This is a genomic window from Aureimonas altamirensis (assembly GCF_001463885.1).
In the GTDB taxonomy this organism is placed as follows: Bacteria; Pseudomonadota; Alphaproteobacteria; order Rhizobiales; family Rhizobiaceae; genus Aureimonas; species Aureimonas altamirensis.
The window spans coordinates 85,514-100,106 of record NZ_BBWQ01000011.1 but is presented as its reverse complement, the minus strand read 5'-3'; the positions used below and the strand labels follow the sequence as shown (position 1 = coordinate 100,106).

Sequence of the window (14,593 nt, the reverse complement as noted above, 5' to 3'; positions counted from 1 at the left end):
CCAGTGCCGCGTGCGTCCGGATCGGTCACGCTTCGGTGGGCACCGGGGTGGGGCTGCCGGCGCCATCCAGGGCGACCATGGTGAAGACGCCTTCCGTTACCTTGACGAGGTCGCGCGTCAGATAGCGCTGTGCCCAGGCCTCCACCTCGATCCGGATGGAGGTGCGCCCGACACGCTCGACGGCGGTGTAGACGTTCAACGTATCGCCGATCTTGACGGGGCGGTTGAAGACCAGCTTGTCCACCGCAACCGTGGCGACGCGGCCATGCGCGCGCTCGACGCCGCGAATGCCGGCTGCCAGGTCCATCTGCGACATGACCCAGCCGCCGAAGATATCGCCCGCCGCGTTGGCGTCGGCCGGCATCGCCGGCACCCGTACCGTCAACTCACCCGTCGGCGTCTCGCTCGCCTGCTGATTCATGCGTGTTCGCTCCCCTCGCGGCCCCGTACCGACCAACGAGATACATGACTGTGTCAGCGGGTTCAATTTCCGCTGCGGCGACGGGCCTGCCACGCCGTTGGACCCACTTCCACCAGAAGCATCGCGGCGAAGATGAGCCCGCATCCGGCCAGGGCCACCGGGCCAAGCCGCTCGCCAAGGATGAGCGCGCCGAACAGGCCGGCGAAAAGCGTTTCCGATGACAGCATCACGGCCGCCTGCGGCCCCGTCGTATGCTGTTGGGCCACCACCTGCACGGTGAAGCCCAATGCGACGGATACCAGCCCCGCATACAGGATTTCCGGTGCCGCCGCGGCGATCTCCGAAAGGCCGGTATCCTCGAGAACGAGCGCGCCGACGAAGGAAAGCCCGGCCGCAACCAGAAACTGCGTCGCCGACAGGGCGAAGGGGCGGCCGGAGCCGGGTGCGAAGCGGCCGATGAACAGGATCTGCAACGCCCAGAACACGGCGCCTGCCATCACCAGCATGTCGCCGCCGGACAGGGGCCCCAGATGCCCGCCGCCCGTCAATACGATGCCGGCGAAAGCCATGGGCGCCGCCATCAGGATGACGGGATGCGGGCGGTTGCGGAACAGCGCCAGCGCCAGCAACGGCGTCAGCACGACATAAAGCCCGGTCAGGAAACCGGCATTGGTGACGCTGGTATGGACGATCCCGATCTGCTGCAGGATCGATCCGGCAAACAGGAATAGGCCGATGGCGACATAGCCGCGCCACTGCCGCCCGGACAGGGGTGCAGCGGCGCGGAGCGCCTCCATCCGCACGAGCGGCAGCAGCGCAAGTCCGCCGATCAGGAAGCGCAACCCGTTGTAGGACCAGGGACCGATCTTCTCCATGGCGGTCGATTGCGCGACGAAGCCCATGCCCCACACGGCGCCGGCGAAGAGCAGCAGAAGATTGGCGGTTACGCGGGACATGCCGGGAAACCGTCAGACGAAAATCTCAACTCCGTGAGCGGGAATAATGGAACCAAAGCGTGTGCCGGCGCCTTTCGCACCCCGCAGGCCGACGGCGCATTCGCCGGGGTCGGCTTACGAACAGAGAGGCATTTATGAAGAACATCCTGATCGCCGCCAGCATTGCAGCCCTTATGAGCGGAAGCGCGATGGCGCAGACCACCGCCACGACGCCGGCGCCGGCCTCCGACAACCCGGTCATCGTTGTGCTGCCTCCGGTCACGCAGGGCGCCGCGCCCGCGCATTTCCTGATCGACGATCTGGACGATGAGGATGTCTACGGCGTCGATGGCGCCAAGATCGGCGAGATCGAGGACTTCGTCGTCGACACCGAAGGTCAGATCGCGGCAGTCGTGATCGAGGTCGGCGGCTTCCTCGGCATCGGCGAGAAGGAAGTTCTGGTGGATTGGTCCGCACTCGACATCCAGGTCACCGACGGCGACCTGCGCGTCAACGCACCGACGCTGACCCGCGAAGAGCTCGAAGCTGCCGCCGACGTCGATGTCGACGCGATGGTGCTCGGCCGCGACTGAGGTTACGGAATCCTCCGGATGCTCGCCTGCCATCAGGCGGGCATCCAGTCTTTCGGGCGGTAGCCGGGCAGCGACTCCACCCGCTCCAGCCACGCCGAGACGTTGCCGAAGGGGGCGAGATCGAACCCACCCTCCGGAGCATCCTTCGTGTACGGATACAGGGCGATATCGGCAAGGCTTGGCCGGTCGCCGATGAAGAAGCGGTTGTCCGAGAGCTGACGGTCCATGACCGCCAGAACCGCGTTACCCCTTTCCAGCGTTGTCTGAAGCCGCTCGGCCGTCGCCGCCGCCTTCCGCTCCGGATACACCGACATGGCACGCCGTACGGCAATGGCGGGTTCGTGCTGGTTCTGCTCGAAGAACATCCATTGCAGCATGCGGGCGCGGTCAAAGGGGTCTTGCGGAACATAGTCCGTACCCTCTCCCAGATAATTCAGGATCGCGCCGGACTCCGCCAGGAAGCGACCGTCTTCCAGCTCCAGCAGCGGGCACTGACCGATGGGATTACGCCCAAGGAAGGTTTCCGTCCGCGTCGACCCGTCCCGCGTCGACACCTCCACATGGGCGAACGGACGGCCCGTCAGCGCCATCAGCAGGCGCGGCTTGTAGCAATTTCCGCTGTCCAGCATTCCGTAGATACGCAGCATTGTGCGGTGCCTTATCCCAGATGGTCGTTTCCGGCTCGACGCTATCTTCCCTGCCTGCTCGACGGCAAATTCATAATGACGCGGCACCGCATCACATTAATTGATGCCAGCGATGCCCATTAACGTGTTGCGCCCGCAGGCTTGGCGGCTCTATGTGTGGCCCGCAAGCCAGACTATCCATGCCATCACCGCCGGAGTATCAGGATCATGGCCTTCCTTGCCGCCGCGCTCGACCGCGTCAAGCCTTCCGCCACCATCGCCGTTTCGCAGAAGGCGCGGGAATTAAAAGCGAAGGGGGTCGACGTCATCGGCCTCGGCGCGGGCGAACCGGATTTCGATACGCCCGACAACATCAAGGCCGCCGCGATCGACGCGATCAACCGGGGCGAGACCAAGTACACGCCTATCGCCGGTATCCCGCAGCTTCGCGAGGCGATCTCGCAGAAGTTCAAGCGCGAGAACGGGCTGGACTACACACCGGCCCAGACCATCGTCTCCACCGGCGGCAAGCAGGTTCTGTTCAACGCCTTCATGGCGACCCTCAACCCCGGAGACGAAGTCGTCATCCCGACGCCTTACTGGGTCAGCTATCCGGAAATGGTGCTTCTGTGCGGCGGCACGCCCGTCTTCGTCGAGACCGGCCTGGAAAGCGGGTTCAAACTGACGCCCGAGGCGTTGGAAAAGGCGATCACGCCGAAGACCAAGTGGTTTCTGTTCAACTCGCCCTCCAACCCGTCGGGCGGCGCCTATACGCATGACGAGGTGAAGGCGCTGACGGACGTGCTGCTGCGCCATGAGCATGTCTGGGTCATGACCGACGACATGTATGAGCATCTCGTCTACGGCGACTTCACCTTCGCCACGCCGGCACAGGTGGAGCCGCGCCTCTACGACCGCACGTTGACGATCAACGGCGTGTCCAAGGCCTATGCCATGACGGGATGGCGCATCGGCTATGCCGGTGGGCCACTGAACCTCATCAAGGCCATGGACATGATCCAGGGCCAGCAGACGTCCGGCGCCTGTTCCATCGCACAATGGGCCGCCGTCGAGGCGCTGACGGGCCCGCAGGACTTCATCGCCAGCAACCGGACGATCTTCCAGGGCCGGCGCGATCTCGTCGTATCGATGCTCAACCAGGCGACCGGCATCCAGTGCCCGACGCCGGAAGGCGCGTTCTACGTCTACCCGTCCTGCGCCGGGCTGATCGGCAAGACGACGGAAGGCGGCAAGCGCATCGAGACGGACGAGGATTTCGTCACCGCGCTTCTGGAGCAGGAAGGCGTCGCCGTCGTGCACGGTTCGGCCTTCGGCCTCGGTCCGAATTTCCGGATTTCCTATGCAACTTCGGAAGCCCTGCTGGAAGAGGCATGCAAGCGCATCCAGCGCTTCTGCTCCAGCCTGCGGTAAGCACCAGCCTCATCGCGAACGCGACCCCGAGCCCGCGTCATTCAGCGCGGGCTTTTTCGTGGGCGATGCGGACGACAGGGCAAAAAAAAGCCGGGTTCGAAAACCCGGCTAAATCAAAGGGCTGCATATGGCAACCCTGGGAGGAAACGGTCGGGCGGAGGAATGGGAGGAGGTATTCCCCGGCCGCGACTGATTATCAAAATAGCGGGTCGCGCTCGAACAACCAGAGCCGATTGCACATGCCAGCCATGCACATTTGCATGGCATGCTCCAAAGCGTGCGCGATGCGGCCTAGAAGGCCCAGGTGCGCGCCTTGGCAATCAGGAAGTCGCGGAACACCTTGAGCTTGGCGGCATCACGCAACTGTTCCGGATAGCAGAGATAGGTGTCGAAGGCCGGCATCTCCATCTCGGGCAGCACCTGTACCAGCTTGGAGTCCTTGTCGATCATGTAGTCGGGCAGGAGCGCCAGGCCGATGCCGCGCTCGATAGCGGACTTGATCGCCATGAGATTGTTGATCTGCAGCACGGCCGGGCGCGTCATGCCTTCCGGCAGACCCACGGTTTCCAGCGTGTTGAGATTGCGCAGATAAAGCGGCGCCGGCTCGCCGAAGGTGATCAGGCGGTGGCGGTCGAGATCGGCGATGGTTTCGGGCCGGCCATAGCGTTGCAGGTAGCTGGGCGCGGCATAGACATGCAGATGCACGGTAAACAGGCGGCGCTGGATCAGGTCCGGCTGCTGGGGCTGGCGCAGGCGGATGGCGCAATCCGCCTTGCGCATGGTCAGGTCAATTTCCTCGTTGTCGAACACGAGCTGCAATTCGAGCTCGGGATACAGCTCGAGGAACTCCTGCGCGCGGTGGGTGAGCCAGCCGGAGCCGAGGCCGACCGTGGTGGTGACGCGCAGCCGGCCGCTGGGCTTCTCGCGCGTTTCGGTCAGTTGCATGCGGACGGTTTCGAGCTGCTTGAGCACATCCGTCGCGGTGCGGAACAGGATTTCGCCCTGCTCGGACAGCACGAGGCCGCGTGCATGGCGGTGGAAGAGAGGGGCGCCGATCTCCTGTTCGAGGGCGGCGACCTGCCGGCTGATCGCCGACTGGCTGAGGTTCAGCGCGTTGGCGGCATGGGTGAAGGAGCCGGCCTCCGCCGCTGCGTGGAATATGCGCAGCTTGTCCCAGTCAAGCGCCATCGATCCGTCCCGCTTTCTCGTAAGGTTTGCCGGTGCCCTTTATTCCGCTGCCTGCCGCTCGGCAGGGGCATCGGTGCGCGCCGCCAGCCAACGCTCGGCCTCCAAGGCGGCCATGCAGCCGAGCCCGGCCGCCGTTACCGCCTGGCGGTAGACGTCGTCGGCAACGTCGCCTGCCGCATAGACACCCTCGACCGATGTCTGCGTGGTGCCAGGCTCCACCCAGAGATAGCCGCCCGGCTTGGTGCGCAACTGGCCCGAGAAGAGTTCGGTTGCCGGCGCATGGCCGATGGCGATGAAGACGCCGTCGGTCGACCGCTCGGAGATCTCCCCGGTGACGACGTCGCGCAGCCGGACGCCGGTCACCTGCTTCATCGGGTGCTTGATGCCCACCACGTCGGCGATCTCGGCATTCCAGACGACGGAGACGTTATCGCGCGCCAGCAGGCGATCCTGCATGATGCGCTCTGCCCGGAAGGCGTTGCGCCGGTGAACCACAGTGACGCTGCGCGCGATGTGGGACAGATAGAGCGCTTCCTCGACCGCCGTATTGCCGCCGCCCACCACCACGACATCCTTGCCGCGGTAGAAGAAGCCGTCGCAGGTGGCGCATGCCGAAACGCCGAAGCCCTGGAACTCGGCCTCGGTGTCGAGGCCCAGCCAGCGCGCCTGTGCGCCGGTAGCGATGATCAGCGCGTCGGCCGTGTAGACGACGCCGCCGTCGCCACGCAGGCGGAACGGCCGCGCGGACAGGTCGGCTTCGACGATCAGGTCGGCTGCCATTTCCGTGCCCATGGCGAGGGCCTGCGCCTTCATCTGCTCCATCAGCCAGGGGCCCTGGATCGGGTCGGCAAAACCCGGATAGTTCTCGACGTCGGACGTGATGGTAAGCTGCCCGCCTTCCTGAAGCCCGGCAACCATCAGCGGCTTCAGCATGGCGCGCGCCGCATAGATGGCGGCGGTATAGCCGGCCGGCCCGGAGCCGACGATGAGAACTTCGGCGTGACGCTCGACGGTCATGGCGCTGATTCCGTGTTGATGCCTCGGTGTTCCGCAAGTGGCTTGCGGCACATTATCTTTCAATAGAGGACGTGCAGGGGCGACACAACAAGGGGTGGCGAGAAAGCCACAGGGCTTTGCGGGGCGGGCAGCAGCCCGGCGCGCGGCTTGACCGGCGTGATTTTGGATGGCTTTATGGCGCCTCTCGTCAACGAAGCAGACAGAAAGGGGGCGGCTGAATGAACAATCCGGATTTCGCACGCCCCTCGACGATCCAGGCGTAGGTACCGCCTTCCGCTCGTCCGCCGCCCATTCCGGCCGGCCCACCGCTTCGCCTTCCGCAGAGCATATCTCCATCACTGTCGGACGTCCGATTCGTCCGCGATGAAGGGCGGCCTTCGCGCCGCATCGAACCATGACCCAGTCAATCAAGAGCGGGCGCAGCGCCTATCGCCGCGTCCTGTCCTTCACCTTTTCCAACTGGCGCAGCGAGTGGCGACTGGTCGCCACGATCCTCTGCACGATCACGCTGGCAACGCTGGCCGACATCGCCATGCCTGTCTTCGCGGGTCGGCTCGTGGATGCGATTGCCTCTTCCGGCACCGGCGGCGGGCTCGATACGGCCTTGCACGCACTGGCCGCCATGGCCGTGCTGGGGCTTGCCTATGTCGTGCTGCGGCACATCGCATGGGCGGCGGTCGTGCCGATGACCCTGCGCATCATGGAGCGCGTCTCGCGCGGCGGCTTCACGCAGGTGCAGCGTTTCTCCGCCGACTGGCACGCCAACAGCTTCTCAGGCTCCACCGTCCGGCAGATCACACGCGGCATGTGGTCTCTCGACATCATGCACGACGTGCTTCTGCTGGCGCTCTGGCCCTCGCTCGTGGTGCTGGTGGGCGCGGTCGCGATCCTCGGCTGGCAATGGCCGGTGATGGGCCTTGCCATGGGCGCCGGCGCCATCGCCTACATTCTCGTCACCGTCGTCCTGTCGGTGCGCTGGATCGCGCCGGCGGCGCGCCTGTCCAACCGCATGGATACGCGGATCGGCGGCGTGCTGGCCGATGCGCTTGCCTGCAACGCCGTCGTCAAGGCGTTCGGCGCCGAGGCGCGGGAAGAGGAGCGGCTTGCCGACGCGACGCAGGAATGGAAGCGGCGCACCGCCGTCACCTGGATGCGGCACACCTGGGCCGGGTCGCTGCAGACGGTGCTGTTGTGGATCACGCGTATCGGGCTTGCCGGGCTTGCCCTGTATCTCTGGCACACCGGGCAGGCAACGCCGGGCGACGTCACCTATGTGTTGACCACCTACTTCGTGCTGCAGGGCTATCTCCGCGACATCGGCATGCATGTGAACAATTTGCAGCGCTCGGTGAACGAGATGGAAGAGCTGGTGGACCTTCACGACGAGGCGCCGCAGATCGTCGACGCACCGGATGCCCGGCCCCTGCGCGTCAGCGAGGGCACGATCGCCTTCGACAAGGTGGATTTCCGCTACGGCAGCCACGCGACGCCGCTTTATTCGGGCCTGGATGTCGTCATCCCGGCCGGGCAGAGCGTCGGGCTGGTTGGCCATTCCGGCTCCGGAAAGACGACGTTCGTCAAGCTGATCCAGCGCCTGTACGACGTTACCGGCGGCGCGATCCGGATCGACGGTCAGGACGTGGCGCAGGTCACGCAGCAGTCCCTGCGGCAGAACGTGGCCATCGTGCCGCAGGAATCGATCCTGTTCCACCGTACGCTGTCGGAGAATATCGCCTACGGGCGGCCGGGCGCCACGCAGGGCCAGATCGAGCATGCGGCACGGCTGGCCTCTGCGCACGACTTCATCATGCGATTGCCGCAGGGGTACGAAACCCTTGTCGGCGAGCGCGGCGTGAAGCTGTCCGGCGGCGAGCGCCAGCGCGTGGCCCTGGCGCGCGCCTTCCTGGCCGATTGCCCGATCCTGATTCTCGACGAGGCCACCTCGGCGCTGGATTCGGAATCGGAGCTGCTGATCCAGAAGGCGATGGAGCGTCTCATGGCCGGGCGCACCGCGCTGGTTATCGCGCACCGCCTGTCGACGGTGCGCACGCTGGACCGGATCCTGGTCTTCGACAGGGGACGGATCGTGGAAGACGGCACCCATGCGGACCTGCTCAAGCGGCGCGGCGGCATCTACCGCCGCCTGACCGAGCAGCAGGCCGGCGCAGCGACCGAACAGATGCGGGCAGGCTGACAGGCCTGTCCGCTCTCTGCCCGCCCCATGCCCGAAGCGGCGCGCACCGGGCGGGCAGGGGGTCTGTCATGGCTTCCCCGATACGCGGTTAGCCTTTAGAACGACGAAGACGAACTCACCTTGGGGCGCGTGGTATTTTCAGGATCGTTTCCCACGTCTCGTCGATTTTCGGCCTGGCCCTTGCCGGGGCGATGCTGCTGCCTGCGCTGGTCGACTTCGCGGACGGCAACGACGACTATCTCGTCTTTGTCGGATCATCGCTGCTGATCGCCGCGCTCTGCAGCCTCGTTGCCGTCGCGACGCGCGGGCCGCGCGTGCAGCCTTCGCCGCGCCTCGGCTTCGTGCTGGTGACGGGGGTCTGGCTGGTGAGCTGCGCGGTGGCGGCGGTGCCGCTCTACATGGCGTCCATCGGGCTGACGGTATCCGACGCCGTCTTCGAATCGGTATCGGGGCTCACCACCACTGGCGCCACCGTCATCAACGGGCTCGACGACATGCCGCGCGGAATCCTGCTGTGGCGCTCGCTGCTCAACTGGCTCGGCGGCATCGGTATCGTCGGCATGGTGCTTTTGATCCTGCCGTCGCTGCGCGTCGGCGGCCTGTCGCTGTTCCACCTCGAAAGTTCCGACAGGTCGGACAAGATGCTGCCCCGCGTCCAGCAACTGGCCAGCGGCATCGTCTCGGTCTACCTCGTGCTCACGGTCGCCTGCGCGGTCAGCTACGGCTCGTTCGGCATGGACGATTTCGATGCCGTCAACCACGCAATGTCGACCGTCGCCACGGGCGGCTTCTCCACCAAGGATGCCAGCCTCGGCTATTTCGACAATGACGGCATCCTGGCCGTCGCCACCGTTTTCATGACGCTCGGCGCGCTCCCCTTCGTGCTGTATATCCGCTTCTTCCTGCCACGGCAGTTCCAGCGCTGGAGCGATCCGCAGGTGCCGCTGTTCCTTGGCATCTGCGTCGTGGCGACCGCCGTTCTGGTGGTCATGCGCATGGTGCACAACGAGGTCGGCTTCGGCGAGGCGCTGGTCAGTTCGGCCTTCAATTTCGTTTCGATCATCACCACCACCGGCTTCATATCGGAGGATTTCACACGCTGGTCGCATGCCGCCGTCGGCGTCTTCTTCGTTGCCATGTTCATCGGCGGCTGCGCCGGCTCCACCTCCGGCGGCATCAAGGTCAACCGCATCCTGATCCTGTGGAACGTGGTGCAGGCCGGCTTCGGCCGGTTGCTGCGGCCGCGCTCGGTCCAGTCCCTGAAATACGGCCACAAGGATATCTCGGCGGACGGCATCCAGAGCGTGACCATATTCGTTTCGCTGTTCTTCATGCTGCTGATGCTGGGAACCGCCATGCTGGCCACGCTGGGACTGGATTTCGTCACGGCCTTTTCGGGTGCGCTGACGGCGGTGGCCAATACCGGGCCGGGTTTCGGCGACGTCATCGGGCCGGCCGGCAACTTTTCGGCCGTCGACGATCCGGCGCTCTGGGTCCTCTCATTCCTGATGTTGGTCGGGCGGCTGGAGATCGTGACCGTGCTCATCCTGCTGTCGCCGGCCTTTTGGAGGGACAGATGATGGACGCGGTCTTCATCAATCTCGACCGGGCGCAGGAGCGCCGGGCCTTCATGGAGGCGCAGGCAGCGGCATTGGGCCTGCCGTTGCACAGGCTGCCGGCGGTGGAAGCCGGGTCCATCGACGATGCAACGCGGGCCGCGCTGGGGCGTAGCTGGGAGCGGCCCCTGTCGGCGCCGGAGCTGGCCTGTTTCCTGTCGCACCGCGCGGCGTGGCAAAGGGCGGTCGATGCCGATGCGCCCCTGCTGGTGCTGGAGGACGATGCCGTGCTGTCGCCCCGCCTTCCGCAGGTCCTGCGCGCGGCCATGGCGACGGGCGGGATGGAATTCCTGAATCTGGAGGATTTCGGAAAGCGCCGCTTCGTCCGCAGGGCCGGGGCGCGGCCGTTGACCGAAGACGTGACGGCGGTGCCGCTGGCGCGCGACAAGGCAGGCTCTGCCGCCTACATCGTCTGGCCTGCGGGGGCAAAGCGGCTGCTGGCGCTGGCGTCGCGCCGTGCCGCACCGGCGGATGCCTTCCTGCACGCCGAAGCCGGCCTTGCCGCCTTCGTGTGCGAGCCGGCCATGGCCATCCAGCAGCATGTTCTGGCGGGACAGGAGGGGGCGGCAGGGCCGGGTGCCGCGGCGTCGTCCGTCCAGGCGCAGCGACAGCGGCTGCCGCCGACCCTTGCGAACCTGCCCTTCATGCTGCGGCGGCTGCGCACGCAATTGCGGCTCCTGCCTTTCCATGTCGGCAGGGTGGGGGCGTTGCGCTACAGGCATGTGCGGTTTGACGCGACATCACCGAAAAAGACCACATGATAGAGAATGTGACCGCGCCAAGACTCCAGTGAAGCGATGGAAGACGGTAGGGTTCGCCGTCGATCGTGATGGACGAGGAGTCGGGGACGTGAAGTCGGGTGTCCTGCCAGGCCTGTTTGCGGGCATTTGCCTTGCCGCTCTGCCATTGTCGGGCTGCAGCGGCACGGGCGAGGCGCCGGGCTTTGCCACGGCCGCATCCGCGCTCCAGACCTATGATTATTCCCGGCTCACGCCCTTTCCGCGCAAGCCCGAAAAGGCGCCGCACGGCCAGCCCTACATGCCGGACGAAGCCGAGCTTGCCGAAATCCTGAAGGGCGTGTCACCCCAGCTTGCGGACCCGGTCAGCGGACGCGTGGTGCGTGTTCAGGCGCGCACGCGCACGGCCGGCGTCGTCGAACTTTGCGGTCTCGCCCAGTCCCAGCATCAAAGCGGCGGCGATGCGCGCATGCTGCTGTTTGTCGGGCATCTGACACGCGCGCCGGACGGCAGCCCGCACTTCTCCGTCATGGAAACCGATACGATGTTCGATCGAGTAGAGTTCTGCCGCTCGCGCGGGCTGGTCTGACTTAAGGCTTAGTCCCGGGCGCCCGGACGCCCCAGCGCAACGGTCAGCGCGGCCAGAAGATCGTCCGAGGCGAAGGGTTTGCGGATGGCCTGTGCCGATCCGGCCTCGGCAGGCAGTTCCACCTTCTCGCCATAGCCCGTGACGAAGACGTAGGGGATGTTGCGCTCGTTCAACCGTGGAACCAGCGCGAACGACGTTTCCATACCCAGATTGACGTCCAGAAGAGCGATATCCACGCTCTCGCTGTCGATGATCGTTTGGGCATCGGCGACACTGGCCGCAATGAAGACCGTGCGCATGCCATGGTCGAGCATCAGTTGCTCGGCATCCAGCGAAATGATCATGTTGTCTTCCACGATCAGGCCGGACAGCCCATCCAGACTTGAATTCTGCGTTTCCATCATGCCGGCGGCCTCCTTCGTCGGAGCTCGGACGTCACCGCCCGGCACCTGCGACGCCGGACGGAAACTGCGTTCCGGCAGCAGGAAATTGGCGACGAGACCGGACAGACGGTAGTCCAGCCGTGCTTCGCCGCCAAGATCGTGCGGGATCGAGCGTTCGATGATGGTGGTGCCGAAACCGCGCCGCGTTGGCGCCGTCACGGCGGGGCCACCGGATTCGCGCCATGTGATGCGGCAATTGCCGTCCTGGTCGATGAAATAGTCCACGAGCACGCTTCCGGTCGAATCCGACAAGGCGCCGTACTTGGCCGAATTGGTGACGAGCTCGTGGAAGACGAGCGCAAGCGTGGAAAATGCCGACGCCTCGACCGTCAGGGCCGGCCCCTTTACGTCGACGCGCGACGCCTTGTTGCCGATATAGGCCGAAACTTCCGTGTGGATGATGCTGCTCAGCAGCACCGGTTTGAAATTGTCCGCGGTGAGCTGGTCGTGCGCACGGGCCAGCGCCTGCACACGCCCGGAAATGATGCGGCCGAAATCCTCGATCGATGCCGCTCCCGGCTTGGACTGGGCCACGATGGCGCGCATCAGGCTGAGGACGTTGCGCACCCGGTGGTTAAGCTCGGCAATCAGCAACTCCTGACGCTGTGTCGCCTGGCTTTGCTGGCGCTCGCTTTCCTCGTTGAAGCGGAGAAGGATTTCCAGAATGCTGACCCGCAGGGATTCCGCGGCCTTGATCGTCGCCTCGGAAAAGCTCTCGGACCGTTGATAGACGGTTTCCTTCCACGCCTCGAAGCTTTTGCGCGGTGTCAGCCTTACGCCGTGGGGTCCAACCGTCCGCTCCTTGGTGGAGGGGTCGCCTGCCCATGTCACCGTCTGGACGAGCTCGCGGCGGAAGAACAGGAGATAGTCGCGCGGCGACCGCGAGATCGGCACGGCAAGCACGCCGGCGGCGCGATCGACATAGTCGGCGGCCGGGGGATGGACGTCGGACAGGCAATCCGTTGCGTAGATCCGGCTGGCCCCGGCGCGGTTGAGGAAACGGGCGAGGGCCTGGATCTCCTCGGCGGTCGGCGTCTGACCGAACAGTCTTGCCTCGCCCTTGGCCCATACGGCGAAGCCGTCATTGGGGATGATGGCGCGCAGCTCTTCTGCAAAATCGGCGATCGCCTCGATGGAGGGCGTCGCCGCCACGATCTTGGCGACGAAGTGGTCGTGCAGATCGCGCGTGGCTTCCTCCAGAAGCCGGCGCTCCTTGTTGAGCCGCCCTTCGATCGTCAGCGAGACGATCTGCCCGAACAGCTCCACGGCAGAGCGCAGCTCCATGCCCAGCACGCGCGGCTGATAGTGATGCAGCGCGAAAAGGCCCCACAATTGGCCGTCGATGATGACGGAAATCGACATGGATGCGCCGACACCCATATTGCGTAAGTATTCCAGATGGATCGGCGACACACTGCGCGAGCCGGCCAGCGACAGGTCCAGCAACTGCCCCATGGGGTCCTGCATCGGCACGACGGGCACGGGAGGCGCGTCGACATCGGCGATGATTCGGATCGGGTTGCGGACATACAGGCTGCGCGCCTGCGCCGGAATGTCGGTCGAGGGATAATGCAGGTCGAGGAAGGACCCGATCCCGCTTCGGGCGGACTCGGCGATGACGTGGCCCGAATTGTCCGGAGAAAATCGGTACAGCATCACGCGGTCGAAACCGGTGACGCCGCGCAACTGCCGGACACACTCGCGGTACAGGTTTTCCAGCGTATCCGTGCGGTGGATCCGCGCGATCATGTTCTTGATGAGGATGCCGGGGTTGTAGCTGCTGGCTGCCGCCGGCTCCGCCTCGATGACGATCGACTGTGCGGACAGATGCAGCGCCACGTCGAACAGGCGTCCGTCCTGGAAAAGGTCGATCCCGAACAGGCGCTCGGCGCTGTCCGGTGCGGCCAGAACCTGCAACCGGCCGCGCAGCGTATGAAGCGTTACGGAAGGCAGCAGGAGGTTCAGCGGCTCGCCCAGGAGGTCGTCCACGCTGCGATCGACATAATCGGAGATGTTGGCGGACACGCGCTGGATGAGCCAGTCCATCGAGACGCAGACCAGAAAGCCGATCTGTTGTATCGAGCCCAGGAACTGGATGGGCTCGCGCTCGCAATTGGTAAGGTCGGCTACAAAGGAAAGCGCATTGTCCTGGGATGTCAAACCGGCACCATGACCCTGTCGGCTGAAGAGGCCGCGTCGTCACGCGCCTTCATGAAATAATCGAAAGCAGAACGAGCAGCCCCCACGCAGCGTTCCGTCTCCTCTTTCGTAAAGGCAAGATCGTCCATCCGCGCGGCAAGGCGGGAGAAGCGCTTGTCCTCGCCGGAGCGGGCAAGATACCGGAAGCTGGCGCCCGGCAGCCGCGCGGGCGCGTCGACCTTTTCGAAGGCGCGGTGGATGAAGACCGCCCCGAGGCGAGAGCCTTCCAGCACATAGGCAACGCCCACCGCTTCCGGCAGCCCGCTTTCGGCCAGCGCAAAGGGCGGCATCGACACCGGCGCCAGGCCCATGACGTCCATGTCGGCTTCAAGGTCGGAAAGCCGGCTCCACTCCGGCCATTCGGGCAGCCACTGCGCAAGCGGCGTCGTGGCCAGCCACGCCTCCACGCCGCCATGGGCGGCCTGGTTCATGCGCAGGAAATGGGTGTAGGCCGCGATATCGGGCACCGGCAGCAGCGCCGCGAAGGAGCTGTCCAGCGCCTCGTGCTGGCCTTGCGTTTCGGCGCGCAGATGAAACCGGAGATTTCGGGAAGCATTTGCATCGACGCTCATGGGGCAGCCTTCAGATCAGTTTGCGCCGTCGG

General features: G+C 65.3%; 13 protein-coding genes. 6 read left to right on the top strand and 7 right to left on the bottom strand.

Going from position 1 to position 14,593, the window contains the following annotated elements; genetic code table 11:
* Window positions 1-25 precede the first annotated feature (25 nt).
* Both AUL31_RS08175 and AUL31_RS08170 read right to left on the bottom strand, forming a co-directional pair.
* A complete protein-coding gene (locus tag AUL31_RS08175; protein ID WP_060604255.1) occupies window positions 26-421 on the bottom strand; it encodes an acyl-CoA thioesterase in 396 nt (131 codons plus the stop codon).
* A 62-nt stretch (window positions 422-483) separates the two neighbouring features.
* Complete coding sequence (locus tag AUL31_RS08170) at window positions 484-1,377, bottom strand: DMT family transporter (RefSeq protein ID WP_060604251.1); 894 nt, start codon at window positions 1,375-1,377, stop codon at window positions 484-486.
* A 134-nt stretch (window positions 1,378-1,511) separates the two neighbouring features.
* Here AUL31_RS08170 and AUL31_RS08165 point away from each other — a divergent pair, with 134 nt between their 5' ends.
* On the top strand, window positions 1,512-1,949 hold the full coding sequence (locus tag AUL31_RS08165; RefSeq protein ID WP_060604246.1) for a PRC-barrel domain-containing protein: 438 nt from the start codon (window positions 1,512-1,514) through the stop codon (window positions 1,947-1,949).
* Window positions 1,950-1,981: 32 nt separating this feature from the next.
* Here the strand turns inward: AUL31_RS08165 and AUL31_RS08160 are convergent, their stop codons facing one another.
* Complete coding sequence (locus tag AUL31_RS08160) at window positions 1,982-2,596, bottom strand: glutathione S-transferase family protein (protein ID WP_060604243.1); 615 nt, start codon at window positions 2,594-2,596, stop codon at window positions 1,982-1,984.
* Between the two features lie 207 nt (window positions 2,597-2,803).
* On the opposite strand from AUL31_RS08160, the gene AUL31_RS08155 reads away from it, so the two are divergent.
* Window positions 2,804-4,006, top strand: a complete 1,203-nt coding sequence (locus AUL31_RS08155; protein ID WP_060604240.1) for a pyridoxal phosphate-dependent aminotransferase — start codon at window positions 2,804-2,806, stop codon at window positions 4,004-4,006.
* A gap of 291 nt (window positions 4,007-4,297) precedes the next feature.
* Here the strand turns inward: AUL31_RS08155 and AUL31_RS08150 are convergent, their stop codons facing one another.
* Together AUL31_RS08150 and trxB are read right to left on the bottom strand one after the other, a co-directional pair.
* Window positions 4,298-5,194, bottom strand: a complete 897-nt coding sequence (locus AUL31_RS08150; protein ID WP_060604236.1) for a LysR family transcriptional regulator — start codon at window positions 5,192-5,194, stop codon at window positions 4,298-4,300.
* A 39-nt stretch (window positions 5,195-5,233) separates the two neighbouring features.
* Window positions 5,234-6,211, bottom strand: coding sequence for a thioredoxin-disulfide reductase (gene trxB, locus AUL31_RS08145; RefSeq protein ID WP_060604233.1), 978 nt, complete (start codon window positions 6,209-6,211; stop codon window positions 5,234-5,236).
* A gap of 394 nt (window positions 6,212-6,605) precedes the next feature.
* On the opposite strand from trxB, the gene AUL31_RS08140 reads away from it, so the two are divergent.
* The 4 genes from AUL31_RS08140 (at window position 6,606) to AUL31_RS08125 (ending at window position 11,347) form a co-directional block, all read left to right on the top strand.
* Window positions 6,606-8,405: an ABC transporter ATP-binding protein gene (locus AUL31_RS08140; protein WP_060604230.1), complete on the top strand. Its 1,800-nt coding sequence runs from the start codon at window positions 6,606-6,608 to the stop codon at window positions 8,403-8,405.
* 191 nt (window positions 8,406-8,596) lie between these two features.
* The gene (locus AUL31_RS08135) at window positions 8,597-9,985 is read left to right on the top strand and encodes a TrkH family potassium uptake protein (RefSeq protein WP_060604228.1); all 1,389 of its coding nucleotides are present in this window, start codon (window positions 8,597-8,599) and stop codon (window positions 9,983-9,985) included.
* Complete coding sequence (locus AUL31_RS08130; protein ID WP_060604224.1) at window positions 9,982-10,782, top strand: glycosyltransferase family 25 protein; 801 nt, start codon at window positions 9,982-9,984, stop codon at window positions 10,780-10,782. The genes AUL31_RS08135 and AUL31_RS08130 overlap by 4 nt, the downstream gene beginning before the upstream one ends.
* Before the next feature lie 88 nt (window positions 10,783-10,870).
* Window positions 10,871-11,347, top strand: coding sequence for a hypothetical protein (locus tag AUL31_RS08125; protein ID WP_060604221.1), 477 nt, complete (start codon window positions 10,871-10,873; stop codon window positions 11,345-11,347).
* 8 nt (window positions 11,348-11,355) lie between these two features.
* On the opposite strand, the gene AUL31_RS08120 is transcribed toward AUL31_RS08125, so the two are convergent.
* Both AUL31_RS08120 and AUL31_RS08115 read right to left on the bottom strand, forming a co-directional pair.
* Window positions 11,356-13,950 carry an HWE histidine kinase domain-containing protein gene (locus AUL31_RS08120; RefSeq protein ID WP_060604218.1) on the bottom strand — a complete coding sequence of 865 codons (2,595 nt, stop codon included), beginning with the start codon at window positions 13,948-13,950 and terminating at the stop codon, window positions 11,356-11,358.
* Window positions 13,947-14,561 carry a biliverdin-producing heme oxygenase gene (locus tag AUL31_RS08115; protein WP_060604215.1) on the bottom strand — a complete coding sequence of 205 codons (615 nt, stop codon included), beginning with the start codon at window positions 14,559-14,561 and terminating at the stop codon, window positions 13,947-13,949. Before AUL31_RS08115 ends, AUL31_RS08120 begins: the two co-directional genes overlap by 4 nt.
* Between the last annotated feature and the right edge of the window lie 32 nt (window positions 14,562-14,593).